9 protein-coding genes are annotated in these 16,215 nt (G+C 55.9%); 7 read left to right on the top strand and 2 right to left on the bottom strand.

Annotated elements, in window-relative coordinates:
• Positions 1-395: 395 nt before the first annotated feature.
• Genes AC3WLE_RS06860 through AC3WLE_RS06845 form a run of 4 tightly spaced genes read left to right on the top strand, consistent with a single transcriptional unit; the run spans position 396 to position 9,659 of the window.
• Positions 396-1,139 carry a hypothetical protein gene (locus AC3WLE_RS06860; RefSeq protein ID WP_492355964.1) on the top strand — a complete coding sequence of 248 codons (744 nt, stop codon included), beginning with the start codon at positions 396-398 and terminating at the stop codon, positions 1,137-1,139.
• Positions 1,136-3,058 carry a hypothetical protein gene (locus AC3WLE_RS06855; protein WP_492355902.1) on the top strand — a complete coding sequence of 641 codons (1,923 nt, stop codon included), beginning with the start codon at positions 1,136-1,138 and terminating at the stop codon, positions 3,056-3,058. Before AC3WLE_RS06860 ends, AC3WLE_RS06855 begins: the two co-directional genes overlap by 4 nt.
• Positions 3,059-4,132: a hypothetical protein gene (locus AC3WLE_RS06850; RefSeq protein WP_492355903.1), complete on the top strand. Its 1,074-nt coding sequence runs from the start codon at positions 3,059-3,061 to the stop codon at positions 4,130-4,132.
• Complete coding sequence (locus AC3WLE_RS06845) at positions 4,122-9,659, top strand: DEAD/DEAH box helicase (protein WP_492355904.1); 5,538 nt, start codon at positions 4,122-4,124, stop codon at positions 9,657-9,659. The genes AC3WLE_RS06850 and AC3WLE_RS06845 overlap by 11 nt, the downstream gene beginning before the upstream one ends.
• A gap of 722 nt (positions 9,660-10,381) precedes the next feature.
• Here the strand turns inward: AC3WLE_RS06845 and AC3WLE_RS06840 are convergent.
• Together AC3WLE_RS06840 and AC3WLE_RS06835 are read right to left on the bottom strand one after the other, a co-directional pair.
• Positions 10,382-10,825 carry a hypothetical protein gene (locus AC3WLE_RS06840; protein ID WP_492355905.1) on the bottom strand — a complete coding sequence of 148 codons (444 nt, stop codon included), beginning with the start codon at positions 10,823-10,825 and terminating at the stop codon, positions 10,382-10,384.
• Positions 10,826-11,128: 303 nt separating this feature from the next.
• On the bottom strand, positions 11,129-13,999 hold the full coding sequence (locus AC3WLE_RS06835) for a DEAD/DEAH box helicase (protein WP_492355906.1): 2,871 nt from the start codon (positions 13,997-13,999) through the stop codon (positions 11,129-11,131).
• Between the two features lie 510 nt (positions 14,000-14,509).
• Between AC3WLE_RS06835 and AC3WLE_RS06830 the strand changes: the two genes are divergently transcribed.
• The 3 genes from AC3WLE_RS06830 (at position 14,510) to AC3WLE_RS06820 (ending at position 16,187) form a co-directional block, all read left to right on the top strand.
• Positions 14,510-14,830: an H-NS histone family protein gene (locus AC3WLE_RS06830; protein WP_492355907.1), complete on the top strand. Its 321-nt coding sequence runs from the start codon at positions 14,510-14,512 to the stop codon at positions 14,828-14,830.
• A gap of 340 nt (positions 14,831-15,170) precedes the next feature.
• Positions 15,171-15,503 (top strand): hypothetical protein, encoded by a 333-nt coding sequence (locus AC3WLE_RS06825; protein WP_198036045.1) that lies wholly within the window; start codon positions 15,171-15,173, stop codon positions 15,501-15,503.
• A gap of 180 nt (positions 15,504-15,683) precedes the next feature.
• On the top strand, positions 15,684-16,187 hold the full coding sequence (locus AC3WLE_RS06820; protein WP_492355908.1) for a hypothetical protein: 504 nt from the start codon (positions 15,684-15,686) through the stop codon (positions 16,185-16,187).
• The last annotated feature ends 28 nt before the right edge of the window (positions 16,188-16,215 follow it).

Here is a 16,215-nt window from a genome sequence, read left to right as displayed (position 1 = left end):
TGTTCGGCGAAATCCGTCGACCTGGCAAAGAACTGGCTAAGCGTGTTTGGGAAGTAAGCGTTGGACGAACGTATGCGCTAGTCTGGCCTGCAAGCCTTGCGCCCGCATTTCCGTCGCATCTTGACTATGAGCCCTTGAAGAGCCGTTCAGGCTGGGACGGCGCATTGGTTACCTTGTCATACCCGGTAGAGAAGTCCATACAAGAGTGGCTCCTAGGGTTCACGGGGTTGGACATAGCGACAACCTTGCCGGAAATTGTGCCAGTGTGGCCACCGTTGGTGCGACGAGTCACAGGGGGCTTGGTCGAGGTACCGGCAAAGTCGGCTCTAATCGTAAGCGCAGGACGTCTCACGCCCGACCGAACAATCGGCGCCAGCGCCTTATTCGCTCGGTCCGTGACCGGTGAGATAGGACAGAACGCTAAGTCAGTTAGCGAGCCGTTCTTCCAGCTCGTACCAGAGCGTGATACCACAGTAGAACTGACTTGTCTGGACCCAGCACGAGCGTCTCTTAACATCGACATCGTCGCATCGACAAAGTATTTGGCGCAAAGCGGGGTTGAGCTTGCCGGAGTTGCTAGTAGCGGCGCAATCCAATCAGTTGGACTTCACGAAAGCGCCGCTACCAGCTTGCTGGAAGCTATCCGCAGTGGAGCAATCTCGTTCAATTACTTGTCAATTCCCAAACATGTGGTCGGCTATGCTTCGATTGGTCGAAATGGCCTTTGGGAAGAGCGCATGAAGCTGAGTGGGTCAGATGCTCCAACCCCTCATGACATCGGAGCAAGGCTGCTATGTCCGGTCGATTTGACTACCTTGGTAGACATTCTTGCCCACCGAAGTTATGACGTGCTCCTGGATTTTGGGGCATTTGGTCGAGTCATCTCCATTGGCAACAATGCACCCGCTCACATCCCGTCTCTCTCCAAAGGATTGAGAGAACGGCTGTTAGCCTATTTGTTTCAGACTCGCGGAAGGATTGCGCCGAGCTTGAATGCACGAACGGCTGAGGATGGGGAAATCATCTCGGAATTTCTGAAAGAGCCTCCCGATGCTGCGGGTGCCACGTGGAGGTCGTTGAAAGCGGTTCTGGAGCTTGAAGTCAGGGTGCGTAAGGTCAACGCACGAACGAGGATATGAAATATACATATAGCGAAAGTGCGCAACTGAGGGTTGCTAAGCAGGGTACCGCCGCCATTACAGCTTTCATTGAGGAGCTATCCCCGGCGTCCCAAGAGAAGATACTAAGCACGCGTCCCCCGATACCGGGATTTCGCAAGAATGGCCCTACATTGGTCAAAAAGCAGCGCGAGTTGCTCGCAGGCGCCCTCGGTCACGTGCCTAACGACAATCGCCGACCCAAGAAGGGTGACTGGATGGCGTTCGGTGCAATCTGGTCTTTCTGGGGACACCAGAAGTTCGCCGCTGCATTTCCAAGTGGCCCCTTCGATTTTGCCGAGACCTCGTCCGACGAAGCTTTGGATTTCGTCCGCAATCTGGTGGAAAAATGCAGCTCCGGCTGCGCGCGGGAGGACGTTGACCGCTTGGTGTTGTTCAGTGGCCTGCCGACCACGGACGCCATCGAAACCTTCATCGCTCGCTTGCCACTAAGAGCGAATCTCGAAAGAGATAGGGCTCTTGCGAAGCTCCCGGAAGAAGTAGGAGCGCTCCGGCACCAGACGAAAGAAATAGAGCGACACGTAGGAAAGTTAGCCGACGAGCTAAAAGCCAATGTTGAGGGTGTTGAGAAAGCGGTACGAAGCGCACAACAGTCTGTCATCGCGACCGCAGCGTTACAGGGTAACTTTGAGGACTTTGAGAAGAGACTTTCGGCCGCGTCATCGAAGGAGCTCCGGACTGTCGTTGATAGAGTTTCCCTCTATTCAAAGCAGGTGGATGCACTTCGAAAAGACTCTGAAGACACCCGTCGGACGCTCGACGCCGAGCTAAGCAACAAGCATCAGTCCCTCCAGAAGCACGTTAATGCTCTTGCTGAAGAAATTGCCGACGTAAGAGCAAGTATTGATGCCATGGTTGAAAGCCATCAGGAACTCCTGGAGTCTTTGAAGCCAAGTCATCTCACGGAAATTTCTAACGTTGCCGATGGCAGACCACCGGCGAGTTACAACGAGGAATTGCACCTCCCTTTTGCGGCTGTCTGGATGGAGCTCGGGGCCGGGAAAGAGGCAAAGGACCAGGCGGAAATTGAAAGTCTCTTCGAACTGACGCAAGAAAACGTGATTGCCTCAGGAGTTCGACAGAGCGACGCCGACCGCGTCACCCGAACCTTGGTATCGGCAATGATTGCTGGCCAACTGCTTCAGTGCAGCGGTTCACTCGCTGACGTCCTTGGTACAGCAGCGGCTGCTAGCTGTGGCGGCGAGAAAGTGCTGTCATGGCAGGTACCCCTTGGTCTCAGAAGTACCGTTGAGGCTGATAGCGTGCAAAGAATTGCCGCAAGCGGTGCTGCCGGAGCCGTGATGTTGAGGGGCATCAATCGGTCTGCTTTTGAGATATACGGCACAGTCGTTCGCGATGCCGTCGTGCGTCGCCATCTTCAACGAAAGGAAGGCGGAGAAAGACTAGCCCTAATAGCAACCCATGCAGAAGGCCCGGCAACTTTGCCAATGAGCTCGTCGTTGGTCGAGCTTGGTCCGCTCGTGGATACCGACACGCTGGCGTGGGGCGAGAGTGCCGACTGGCGGAGTATAGAGCTGGGGAAATTAGTTCTGGAGCAGCAGAATTTTCGCTCACCACTAAGCTTCCGAGACGAAATAGACGAGATTCATCGGCTTGTTGACGCTCTTGGAACACCGCCAACCAAACTATGGCGCATAGTGTTTTCGAGGTTCGTCAATGTCCTATTCCTTTTACCTGGCGCGAACTTTGAGGGCAGCGTATCAGTAGCGCTGCACGCTTGGGTGTTGCCATGGGCTAAGGTCAAAGGGCTGGGCAGACAGCGCGTTGAAGATGCAATTCGCTCCTACGCAATGGAGCAGCTCAACGTTGCCAACGTGAGGAGCGCCCTCGACGACTTGGTACCAGAGATGGTGGCGTGAATGCTCTACTCCTTATCGCGTCGTGACGTCGTCCACGCGCTTGAGAAAGAGTTTGATTTTTCAAGCGACGAGGCAGCCACGAAGCTGTCTGCGATTAACGAACACGTCCGGGCAGCACTGCTTCTTGAGAGTCAGCAGCCCATGCAAAGGCATATTGTTCCCGTTTCGACGGCAGCTATTACGCGAACAGTGAGACGGCGACTCGCGCCACTTTGGTCAGACCTTTTCAATGACGCTTGCACAGACGACATCGCGCTTGGTGAACTTCATCGGATGAAAGGCTTGGGTGAGGTGGCAAAGGTGGATACGCTCCACTGGGTACCAGCTCCAGCTCGCACTATTTGGGTAGACGAAGCGACGCGCCTCCTTATTTCGGCTTCGCCGCTCCCCACCCTGCAGCACCGCACTCGCAAAGCACTGCAGGTGGTCGGGAGAGCCCGGTTAATTAGCGTGGATGAAGCCACATCGCAGATGCATCCTCCGTTGCAGCGTTTGGAAGACTGGCTCAGTTGCCCGCATGATGAGGTGGCCATCTGGTCCAAGGCCTTCATGGAGCGCGCAGCTCGAATGATGCAGCCTGTGGAGCAGTTCGATGAATTGGATATTTTCCACAACGGCCGTTGGAGGCCGCGCAAGGACGTGGGCGAACAGTTAGGCAAGCTGCATCTATATAGACGGAAAGTGTCTATCTACGGGAACCCAACTAGCGAATATGGCCTATGTAGGATGCAAGCCAGAAAGGACGGCGAACCTCAAGTCATATCGTCTCTAGCCATCGAGAGGGACGATGCTAGACGATTGCAGGGGAGCATAGATATGGCGAGCGGTCGGCAGCAGCAGATTCGGTACGAAGAAAAAGGTGCTGTGGTGGTATTGGAATTACCTCGACCGTTGCCGGCTCCAGAGAACGCCTTTCTTAGCCTTGGATGGTTGTTGGTGGGACAAGTCTCAACGGATTGGCCGAAGCGTATAGCCTTTTCGGCTCGCCTTGTGCCATTGTTGAGAAGAGCTTTCGGACTGTTGGGGTACAGGTTGGCAGAACGTGCCAACGGAGGGTCAAGAGATGCAGAATGATGAGAACGCTAAGCGTTATGGGGTGCATGGGACGGCGTCCGGTTTGCACGAGAGTCTTCGACTGTACGTAGAGGCCCAATATCACATTCGTGATGAAGGGCTAGTGGCGGAACGAAACGCGCTGCTCCAAGAACCTAAGGTGATAGCGCAAAGGGCCTTCGTCGAGGCGACCCCGGTATATGCGTTTGGGAAGCCATACAAGAGCCTTGCCATCCCTGAAAGGGCAAAGGCCGTATTGACGGAGATTGCGTCGGTACCAGACAACAGCGGCCTGTATCCCACCCCATACCAGCACCAAGCGGACGCACTTGAAGCGTTCATAGGAGCCGAGCGCAGGGAATTGGTGATAGCTACGGGTACAGGCTCCGGGAAGACGGAGAGCTTTCTTATGCCAATTGTTGCAACGCTGGCCATGGAGAGTGAGGAAAGAGTCCACAGCCGGTCACTGCCAGGGTGCCGGGCGCTGCTGCTGTACCCAATGAACGCACTGGTAAACGACCAAGTAGCCCGAATCCGACGCCTTCTAGGAAATACCAGAGTCAGTGATATTGTGAGTGCTGGCCGTGACCGGCCGGTTCGCTTCGGTAGCTACACCGGTCGTACATCATACCCGGGCCCTCGCACGAGCGCCCGAGACGGCTCGCGCATAGCACCGCTGTTTGAAGATTTCTATAACCGTATCGAGCAGCGTCCAGAACTGAAGACTAAGTTGCAGAGCCTCGGTCGTTGGCCGAGTAAGGATTTGGTCGGGTTCTATAACGCGAACGCCGCCGCACAGAAAGCTTACAAAGAGACAGCGAAGCGCGCGGGCCAGTCATACACAGACTGGAACTGGAAAAGCCGGCTCATTACGCAGCCGCGTGACAGGGAACTGATGACTCGGCATGAGATGCAGGAGGCATGCCCCGACATCCTGGTCACCAACTACTCGATGCTTGAGTACATGCTGATGCGGCCCATAGAGCGAACTATCTTTGACCAAACGTCGAAGTGGTTGGCTGCCGACGAGCGAAATGAGCTCATCCTGGTCTTGGATGAAGCGCACATGTATCGCGGAGCAGGGGGGGCCGAGGTGGCTCTCCTAATTCGGCGTCTGATTGCGAGACTGGGTGTTCCCCGCTCTCGAGTACGCTGCATCTTAACGAGCGCGAGTCTTGGTGACGGTGAAAGTGCGATTGCCGATGCCGAGAAATTTGCGCTCGACCTGACAGGTTCATCCGACAAAGATGGTCCTTCGAGATTTCGAGTCGTCCGAGGCACACTGGAACCACGTCCGAAGGGGCGGCCTGCAAATGAGATGGAAGTCGAGGCATTGAGTCAATTTCGAGTTGACCAATTCGGCGGCATCGGAAGCGGTTCCTCGGATGCTATCGAAGAGGTGAACCGCCTTGCCATTCGACTCGGTTGGCCGTCGCCGCCCACCGGGTATGAGGGAATGCAAGACTACCTCTTTACTCAGCTCTCATCACTACCGCTCGTTGACTTCCTTATCAGGCATGTTTCTGGAAAAGCAACGGCACTAGAAGTGCTGACCGAAGTCCTATGTCCAAACAACTCTTCGGATGTAGCAGCACGCGCTACCGACAGCCTGCTTGCTTTGTGTTCTCATGCCAAGCGCCAGAGGGACGGCAGAGTTCTAGTCCCGACAAGGCTGCATCTTTTCCACAGAGGATTGCCGGGACTCTATGCATGTTCGGACCCGCAATGTTCCGGGCGGCTCGCGCCGCATCAAGGTCCCTCCATCCTTGGTCGGTTTCACACCAAACCGTTGCTGGCATGCTCTTGCGAAAGTAAGGCACGTGTTTTCGATTTTTATACTCATCGAGACTGCGGCGCGGCCTTCATTACTGGATGGGTCGACGAAGGACTCAACTTTGTCTGGCATGAACCTGAAGCAACGGATTCGCGGAATCGCAGCAAAAAGCTCTTCCCAATTGAAATGTCCGTTGATGGCAAGGCTCATTCGACCAGCAAGTATTCGGACGCCTGGTTGCACTACGAAACTGGGCGTTTGGTCAGGACGCAGCCCAAATCGATGCAAGGATTTCGGCATGTACGCATTCCTGCGAAGGATGTACATGTAAAGGGAGAGCTGACTTTCGACGAGTGTCCGGTGTGCTGCCGTAAGACAAGGCGGGCTGCAACCGAACCATCGAAAATTATGGACCACGTTACGAAGGGCGAAGCGCCGTTCGCCACGTTAGTTCGGGCTCAGATGTTCCATCAGCCTCCAAGTCGAGATAAAACAGAGACATACCCCAACGAGGGGCGCAAGGTCCTAGTCTTCTCCGATGGACGTCAGAAGGCTGCACGGTTAGCAAGGGACATGCCTCGCGACATGGAGCTGGACGTCTTCCGTGCGGCGGTGGCCGTTGCGGCATCAATGCTTTCCGATTTGTCACTGGAGGCAAAGCCGACGAATTCTTCGTTGTATGTCGCCTTCCTGGCGGTTCTCGCCAGGAACAACCTGTCGATGTTCGATGGAATCGATGCGGAACGTCTTGACCAGCATATCGCCACAATTCGCCACAACTACTATGGAGACTTGGAGACAGCACTGGAAGATAAATGGTCCGTTGAACCTCCGTGGCGTTATCGATATGCCTTGCTCAAACTTTTGTGCGGCAGCTACTACTCCTTGAGCGGTACGACTATTGGCTTTATCGAGCCGGCCAAACTTGCTTGGCGTCGTGTGAACGAGATGCTCGGAGGAAAAGGCGTCGCGCTAAGCGACGCCCAGCTTCGCTCACTTGCCGTCGCGTGGATAGACGAGCTTCTCGACTCCTTCTCATTCGAGATTAACTTCCATGACTCGCTTCGAGAAAAAGCAAGTGGATTTCCACGAACGAGTTGGGGCAGCAAGGGGCAGTTCCGCCCGCAGTTCAGGCTAGCTCTGGTAGGTAGTCTCGGCGAATCGGTTGTGAATTCGGTTGAGGAGGTATTCCGCTCGTTTCTGGCGGAGAGTAAAGAGGGGTTCTTCGTCAACCCTAATGCGGTCAAATTGACTATTGACCTTCGACACAATTGGGTTCAGTGCGACGACTGCACCGGCATCATGCCGGTGGAACACTCGGGCGGCTGTCCGCTATGTGGCTCCAAGCAAATACGTCTGTTAGACCCGACAACTGACCCTTACCTCAAAGCCAGAAAATCATTCTGGCGACTGCCTGTGGCTGAGGCGCTCATGCCGGGTGCGGCAATCAGCAACATTTCGGTGGAAGAGCACACCGCGCAGCTATCAAACCGGGACTATCGCAATGTGCACTCCACCACGGAGCTACATGAACTGAGATTCCAGGACATTCTGCTAAAGGACAAGGACCGTCCGGTTGATGTGCTTAGTTGCACTACGACTATGGAAGTGGGAATTGACATTGGCTCACTTGTAGCAGTAGCGCTCAGGAACGTTCCTCCTCAGCGTGAAAACTATCAACAGCGTGCGGGCCGCGCAGGTCGCCGCGGGGCATCCGTCTCATCGGTTGTGAGCTTTTCCCAAAATGGTCCGCACGACAGCTACTACTTTCTGAATCCGGAGCATATGGTTGCCGGCTCTCCGCGCAGCCCAGAGTTGAAGGTTGAAAATCCAAAGATAGCCATTCGGCATGTTCATGCGTATCTAATTCAGACTTTCTTCCAAGATGCGTCAAGCGGGAGCCCGAGCGACAGGACGCGAAGCGCCATGCTGCTGAAGGCCCTGGGGAAAACTCGAGATTTCTTCAACAAGGAGGCTGAAGGGCCAAACCTGGAGACATTTGCGAACTGGCTGCAGGTGCAAGTTTTTTCACCACCGCACCACCAGGCGCTCATCGTGGCTAGCTGGCTTCCCGACGGCCTGACCGGCGAAGAGCAGCCTGTGTTGGACTGGGTACTCGAGGTCGCGCGGGGTCTGCTAGAAGCCCTCCAGACGCTCGCTGTCGAGTTGGATACAGTCAAGCCCAAGCGGGTAGCCGATAGCGAAGACGATGAAGATGAGGACGACGAAGACCGGGAAGTAGGATTGCTTGAGAACGAAGACCTCCTAGAGTTTCTGTTTTTCCACCAACTGCTTCCGACATATGCATTCCCTACGAGCCTGTGCAGTTTCTTGGTGGAAGAATGGCGGCAAAACGCAAAGGGCTACAGGGAGATTAAGCTGGAGCAGCAACCGCAACAGTCCACGGCACAAGCGCTGAGCGAGTACGCGCCTGGGCGGCTCGTCGTTATCAACAAGAAGACCTACCGGTCTGGCGGTGTGTTCGCCAGCGCTCCTGCACCTGACGGAAATCGAGCGGCTGAACTCTTCGAGCCAGAGAACGCGAAATCAATCGTTATCTGCGAGGCTTGCTCGTTTGTCCACGACCCGTATGCGCCCGCGTCCACGCGGCCGCATGACGTTTGTCCTGTGTGCGAGGGGCCGCTAAAGGCAAGACTGATGATTGAACCGCAAGTGTTTGGACCGGAGAATGCCCGTGCTCTATCCGAAGAGGACCAAGAGCAAGAGTTCACCTTCGCCACAATGGCTCAGTATCCTCAGCCGACGAACGCAGAAGCCTTCGATTTTCAGGACGGAGGAAATTACCTTCGGTATGCCCACGCTACGGATAAGCGATTGCTGACCCTCAACAAGGGCAAGACCGTGCAACGAGAAGGGCAAGGGTTCTCTGTTTGTAATAAATGCGGCTGCGCGGAGGTCTACGACGAACTGCGCCCGAGGTCAGGTAGCCACACTCGGCCGTACCTACTTAGCAGCAAGACGGCCCCAGTGAAGTGCGACGGCGAATTCGTTCGCACTTTCCTGGGATACAGTTTTTCTACTGACCTTTTGCTGGTTCGCATCAAGATTTCCCCACCCTTGGTAACAGACATAGGTACGTCGAATGACGTGCAAGTACTCGAAAGTGCTGCGCATAGTATGGCTGAAGCTTTGCGCCTAGCAGCGAGCCGCCATCAGCAACTAGATTTGGACCCGACAGAATTTGGGTCGGGGCATCGCATTCTGCCTCTGGATGTAGACGGCAACGTCTTCCTCGACATCTATCTCTATGACACGCTTTCCGGCGGTGCCGGTTATGCAGAGCTTGCTGCAAAGTACTTCAAGGAAATTGCTATGGACACCCTTGCACTACTGGAAGGCTGTGATTGCGATACGTCTTGTACCGATTGTCTTGACCATTTTCACAATCAGCATTTGAAAGCTCATCTCAATCGAAAGTTGGCAGCGTCCCTACTTCGCTATGGATTGTACGGAACAGTACCGAGGAGCGCCGAGCCTCACCAACAGGAGATTCCACTACGTGGGCTCGCAAGCTACTTGAAGCTCGATGGCATCGAATGCGAATTCGGAGCAACTGTTCAAGGTCAGACCGTACCGCTCGTGGCGAGGGCGAATGGAAATGAGTTAGCAATCAATCTATATCCGGCCTTGCTCGCACGTCCTGACGTTGTGGTCTCAAAAGATGTTGCTCACGCAACACATCAACTGACGGAGTTGGAATTGAGGAGGGACTTGCCAGCCGTTCATGCGGAGATACGCGAGCGGCTCGGCTAGGCCATATCGTTACACGCGTTTGACGCGGCGTGGCGTCGGATTGCAGAGACCTGCCTTTCCGTCGCTGCTGGTCGAAATTGCGGTGATTGCGGCTGTTGATGACAAGTGATGCCGGGCCGCGATGGCGGGCCCGTTCCCTTGTGACATCGCACTGCCGTCAGGCCGCTAGCGATGAGTTCGCCTAACACTTCTCACCTTGGTTGCCACCGCATCGCGGTCAACGAAGGACGCTAAGTGTAGATGACTACCATTGTCACCGCGGAAGTGGGAGTGCGAAATCTCGTCGCTCCTGATGCTTCTCGCACACCAAGCCGAGCGACGAATGCCTTGGCTGCACCTCGCACGAGGGGGACCGGGCAAACGTGCTACACGGGCCCACGTGGCGGTACGTACCCCTTGCTTGTCGCGCTGGATGAGTGGCAGATGTCCAAACGCCCTCAGCCGTGCGAGGTCTTACCGCGTCGAAGTGGGGGCAACCAGTCCGGCCAAAGCGGCCGACTCCACTCCGTACGAGCCGCACGACGGACAGGTGTACCTGGACCCGCGTAGCTGGGACGACCGTATCCGCTCAGCGACCACGCCGCACAACGGGCAATTCGCCTGCTCTGGGAGCATGGTCTCAAACGGGCCGGAAGCGGAATGGAAGACCCAACGACATAGCGTATGCAGCACTTCCGGTCCAACTCCACAACTGGACCGCGGAGGGTGCTCTCTTGCGCTCGCTATCTTCGGCCGGTCAAAAAGTCCTGCCAGTCGGACGCATAAGCGCAGTCCTTCGGCGTGGGGTCTTCTTCAATGACGGGGCAGCCTGAATACTCAATGCGTTTGCGGAAGAGCGTCGCTGCAGGCTCAGGTATTTCGCCTAGGCGAACGTAGTCGGTGTTACCTGAACGGTGGATAGGAACACTGAGGGGCTCAGGGCGAGGTGGGAGTTCCTCGGTCCCGGTCAACCCGACAGCGAGAGCGCGCGCGACGAGGTCAAAGATGGATGATGCGTGGCGCGGGTAAGCATGCAGGGTTCGCTTCTCGCCGTGCTCGCGCTGGTCTTCGTGCAACCGCACCACGTAGTCGGGAGTGGCACTGCGCTCCAGCCTGCCTATGTAAGCGGTTGCTATCTCCCTGGCCGAGCCGTTCTGGCCGACAACTTCTACCGTGACTTTTAGCATGATGAGCTATACCGAACAGTAGTGACGGGAGAGGCAAGTTGCCCCATATTCTGTGGTACTGGCCTCTATCTCAGAAGCGGCTTTGGCGCTCGACTCGCTGCCCGCTTTCCATCAAGTCAGCTTAGTCCTAGTCAGCTTCCGTGACAGCCTCAGACCACTACTACGCCTTCCGATTCCATTTCGTACACTTTCTGGTAGCACCAGGGACAAGGCGACCAATCCCTGTCCTGGATGCCGGACGGGAAGCTCGCGGATTCTGATGGTCGCGCCGCGCCTATACACAACGATTTGGGTAACGTTCAACTATTCTGGAGAACTCGCCTCACTCCAGCCGTTCGCTGATATACGAGTTGCGCAATAGTCAAAGTACTTCTGTCGCGCCCACTCAGCTCTATTGCCCACCACGTACAGCCGCCGTTTCGCCCGAGTCGCTGCCACATTCAAGAGGTTGGGCTTCTCAGCCGCCCATGCTTTTGCGCCTGGCCGCTTGGGATTTCCGCCGAGAACCAGCACTACGACGTCTGCTTCCTTCCCTTGCACGGTATGAATCGTGCCTACTTTGATGCCTTCCAGAGAGTGCTGCCGTGTCATCCGCCGCAGGCCATCCACCACCGTCCTGAATGGTGAGATGAGAAAGATGTCAGCGTCATGGCCACTCCGTCGAATGCTATGGACAAGGGAGAGCACGGCTTCGCCTTCTGAGGGAATCCAATGCTTGTCAGCATCGTGCGACACCACGTCGTGCCAGGATGTCGGAGGCAGACTGGACTCCTTTCGCTGCTGCGTCCCGAAGACCATCAGGCCGTCGTACGCAATCTTGTTGGCGACATCGAACATCTCCCTGTCGCAGCGGCGGTGAACGCGGAGCGGCGCGCCAACCCAAAGTTGTTCCATTGCTTGCGCAACGGTGGTGCCTAGAGGGGTAGCTCGGTCTGCGAGCTTCTGAGCGGACGTGTTCCCAGGCAGCCAGGTTTCCGATACACCATAGTGAAGTCGCAGAGCATGCTGAGCGGTATATGGGATAGAAACGACCGGCTCCAGTTGCAATGGGTCACCGACCACGACAACGCGTCGCGAGCGCCAGATTGCACCGGCCGCTGCTTGCGGGACAGCTTGCCCGGCTTCGTCGATAAGCAGCCAACCAATATTCTCTCGGCCGAGGTGCGAGAACAATCGCGAGAACGAAGCGAAGGTGCTGGAAACCACAGGGACCACCAGGAACAAGGTTTGCCAAGCTGCTAGGGTTGCCTCTTTGGGAGCAGTCTGCGGTGCGCTGCCGCCCAAGATGTCCGTGAGGCCGTGGAGATTCTTGCGAACTGTATCGGCATTGGCCGTAATGAACGCCTTATGCAGATTCAGGGCGGCCAGGAAAACCTTGGCACGAGCATGGTTCCATGCAGCAGTCGCCCAAGGTGCAGACAGTTCTCGCGCCTCCTCGTCTCTCGACCATGCCTCGTCGTCAGGGAAGCTCTCCCCGAGAGCGTCCCTATCCTGTTGTATCTCCGTACAGAGACGTCCGACGGTTACCTCCCTATCCTTGCGCTCTTGGGCAAGGGCCTGGAGGAGCCTCCGCGCGTCTAGTTCTTCTTGCTTCGTTATGTGAACCTCGTTCTGAGCCCGGCGTAGGCGGTCCTCGGATTCGGTGAGGAGCTTCTGAAGTCCTTGTTCCATCGCACGCCATTCCCGGTGGGTTCTGCCTAGAGACCGGAGAATCTGCCAAACGCTGGGCCGGCTCCCATGGTGACGCTTTAGGGAGGCGCGGTGGTTCTCGGTTTTGGTAGTTTGAGCCGCGGCGCTAGATAACGCAGCCTGATGGCGTTTCCCGTATGAGGGCAAGCTATCGAGCAGGGCGACAGACTCTTTGTCTATGCGTGCGACTTCTGCTCGTTCAGACCGAATTTCCTTGATACGCCGATAGACCTGGGACAGCTTTGAACGTTCGGCCTTCTCGTGGGCAAGCGCGTGCTCGAACTCCTTTACGGCAGACCTCCAGTCGATAGGCTTCGTGGTGACGGCCTTGAGCCACGATTCGAATCCAGTCTTTTTTACCTTGATGTCGTCCTCGGGCGAAAAGGAGGCTTCGAAGGGCAACTCTTCTCCGTGCCAGAAGTTCGCAATGAACTCTTGCCGATTGGACTTATTCCCTAGTTTGGCCGCTAGCAGACCCCACGCAGGTTGCAGAATCGCCTGCTTCCCAAAGCGCGGGAAATAGTCGACCTGGCTCAGCCAGCTCTTGTCTATTGCTCCTGCTCCAGGAATTTCTAGGGTAATGTTCTCGACTGCTCCGTTGTTCGAGGATGCCGCAACAATTTCGAACCCAGTCAACTTGCTCGTGGGAATCGATATGGAGCGGTTCCACTTGCCGCTCTTCCAGCCTGTGCGTCCTCCGAAACCATCTGTAGGCGAAGGAAGACTTGCGAGAGCTTTGGCACGTGCTACCACGACAGCGGACACGATGTCACGCAACATTGTGGTCTTACCAGTACCGGGAGGCCCGTTCACCCCAAAAAGCCCACCCTTCGGAGCCAGCGACTTCCAGATGGAGTTGACGGCAAACTGTTGACTGTAGACTAGAGGGTGATGTCCATCGCCAGGCCATCGTCCCACGGGGAATCTATCCGGCGAAAGAGTTTCAAAGACCTCGCCGAGGCTATTTCGGATGTCTGTCCTTGGAACTCGCTTCGCGGAATCGTCCGTAATCAGATAGTCGCGCAATGCGATACCGCTGTCCCCCGCCTTGAGTGCTTCGGCGACACGGTCAAGGTCATCAACGAAGAAGCTATTCAGGAAGTCAGCGTCATCGGGTTCATGCGACTTACGTTTGGCAAGCTGGTAGCTCTGTGCCCGAATGACGGTCGGTGGAGTGACAACAGACTGAAGTCCCAGTGCTTCCGTGAGCCAGGTCGCCAACTCGAAGAGGTCAGCTGCGACCAACTGTCGACCAATGTTCTCCTCCCGTTCGCCGAAGGTTCTCTTCGCCGAGTCGTCGGGCAGAATGCCGAGCTGCTTTCGCGTGTGTTGCTCGAAGGTCGATTGGAATCGTGCAACGCCTTCAAGCCAATCCTTCGCTTGCGGACCGACGTTAACAGTGCGGCCGAGTGCCCAAGCGCAGTTTGATAGCACCAGTGTGTCAAAGAGGGGGCGCCCATCATCTGCAACGGAGATGGAGAACATCGCTGTCTCACCATCCATGCGCTCATCTACTGCCTCCGGGTCCTTTCCGCACGCATTCTCCAAGACAGCTCTGACTGTATCGAGGGAGTACACATTCACGAACAACCGGTGCCGCCACACCTTGCTGGAGGCCACATGACGGCTTCGAAGCCTATGCTGCGGCTCCCAAGGTAGCGTGGGGTCTTGCTCCGTGATGTCGAAGGATGGGAATGTCCTGTCGTTGGGCTCTGCCGCGGGGATGCTCTGAGGCGAGAACAGTTCAATCGCTCGCCAGTATTTCAGGACAGCCGTCTGTTGGAGTGAATCGGACATTTCGACATTCGTGTATGAATTCAGCAGATGCCTAATTCTCCAATATATCTACCAATATCGTCCATTTTACTGAAGTGGGGTATCAAGACTCGCTCATTGAAATGGTAGGCTGCACGGTGAATATACTTGCCTAGTCGCGATAAATTGACGTATAACCACTTAGCTCGTGTTCCCGTTAGACATCGCCAAAAGGAAAATATGGCAACCTACAAGCAACTGATGGCGCAGAAGCAAGCTCTTGAAGCGCAGCTCGCGGAGGTACGCGCGAACGAAGTAGCAGGAGTCGTTGAGAAAATCCGCGGCCTGATGGCTGACTACGGCCTTTCGATTGAAGACATCGAGGGTAAACGCCGCCGCGGTCGTCCCGCCGGCAGCACTTCCGGCAAGGCAACTGCAGCAAAGGAGCCGCTGCCGCCGAGGTATCGCGACCCCAAGACCGGCAAGACCTGGTCGGGTCGCGGTCGGGCTCCCGCGTGGCTTGGCAAGAATCCAAACCGATTCCTCATTGCTGAGGAGTAACAATTCACGTATGAGGTCCGTCGCGCCTCAAGTCTTTGAGGCGAGAACTACTGGGGGTGAACACTCCCGTCGAAGCTCGCCTTGAATCTTCTCTCGCAGCGACTACACTGCAGCAAGCTCCTTTCTACGGAGCCCTCCTGGTTGCCCTAGATAAACAGAACTAGACATCGCGGCGGCCAATCTCCCAACCCTGTTTGCCATGCCTTCTCGCGAGTGACATCGCAAAGAGGGCGCGTCTACGTCGTGCATGCGCTTCGCCATGTTCTTGGCGGTCGCTGACCAGGTACGTCGGCGCCTATTGGCAACGGATTTCCGTCCTTATGACGGAGAGGGGGTACCAATGCCAATCTGGCGTGTCGCTGCCATTTCAGAGCAGCCAGAAATATACCTTCGACGATGGAGTGTTTATGAGACGGAACGCGGAGAGCGTCATTTCGTCGGACAAAACATGGATGGCGGGACAGGTCGTGTGAGCTCTGCCATCGCTTCATTTGATGCTTCATCGAGAACTGGCATCACTCACAGTGGGCGACGCTATATCTTGGATGGTTGTCCCGGCACCGACGAGGAAGGGCTGTACACCTGGGCGGTGTGGAAGAAGGTCAACGATGTAAAGCGGGCCACAAACGTCAGCGGCGAGTACTGGGCGGACGAAACTAAGGCTGACCCTTGAGGGTGTCGGTCACGCACCTGCCTTGGATGCCAACTTGCTTGGGCGTTGCCACAACAATCAGTATCACACGATGACAACCAATTTTCACTTGCACGCAATCGCGCATTCCAGCGGTCGAGCAGGCTGGTACAGCCGAGGAACACTGCGCTAGCGAGAACCCATCGTATTGGAGGTACTGCCATGAAACTCATGTCTGGTGCCAGAGTTCGCGACGTTAGGGCCGACAAGGTTTTGAAGCCCATCGAGCGTATGGCAACGCGTGACACACACAACGTTGGAAGACACGCGGAAGTTGTTAGGGATTGGCGCTTCCTGAGGACCGGCCGTGGCGAGACTCATGTCGTAGGTCGATTTTCCACGACAGGGAAGCATTGGGCCACGCCACCACTTGTTCGCCTGTATGCGCGGGAGCGCGTCGTTGTCGCCAGGGATGGCCGGAGATTTGCGCTATTGGCTGGGCCTGGCGAACCGAATGTTGCACAACTCCTCGTGTCACTGTTCGCAGCATTCGATGAAACGCTGAGAGGAAGAACCGAGGACATCACGCAGCATGTTTGTGTTTTCGTCGACCTCGTAGAGGGACTCTACCCATTCTCCACGATAGTAGAACTCGACGTCACTGAGATTGGTGTAAAAGAGCTTGATTTCTCGATGCGGCGACATACGATTGAGGTGCGTCGATGAACGCACCATGTAAGGCCCCACACGCAGA

This window comes from Cupriavidus sp. FW306-1B-F12B (assembly GCF_058781795.1).
This window is presented reverse-complemented; position numbering and strand designations above follow the sequence as displayed.

Coding starts and splice junctions, on each gene's coding strand:
- AC3WLE_RS06855 (WP_492355902.1), top strand. CDS start 1,136: ATGAAATATACATATAGCGAAAGTGCGCAACTGAGGGTTGCTAAGCAG.
- AC3WLE_RS06850 (WP_492355903.1), top strand. CDS start 3,059: ATGCTCTACTCCTTATCGCGTCGTGACGTCGTCCACGCGCTTGAGAAA.
- AC3WLE_RS06845 (WP_492355904.1), top strand. CDS start 4,122: ATGCAGAATGATGAGAACGCTAAGCGTTATGGGGTGCATGGGACGGCG.
- AC3WLE_RS06840 (WP_492355905.1), bottom strand. CDS start 10,825: ATGCTAAAAGTCACGGTAGAAGTTGTCGGCCAGAACGGCTCGGCCAGG.
- AC3WLE_RS06835 (WP_492355906.1), bottom strand. CDS start 13,999: ATGTTCTCCATCTCCGTTGCAGATGATGGGCGCCCCCTCTTTGACACA.
- AC3WLE_RS06830 (WP_492355907.1), top strand. CDS start 14,510: ATGGCAACCTACAAGCAACTGATGGCGCAGAAGCAAGCTCTTGAAGCG.
- AC3WLE_RS06825 (WP_198036045.1), top strand. CDS start 15,171: ATGCCAATCTGGCGTGTCGCTGCCATTTCAGAGCAGCCAGAAATATAC.
- AC3WLE_RS06820 (WP_492355908.1), top strand. CDS start 15,684: ATGAAACTCATGTCTGGTGCCAGAGTTCGCGACGTTAGGGCCGACAAG.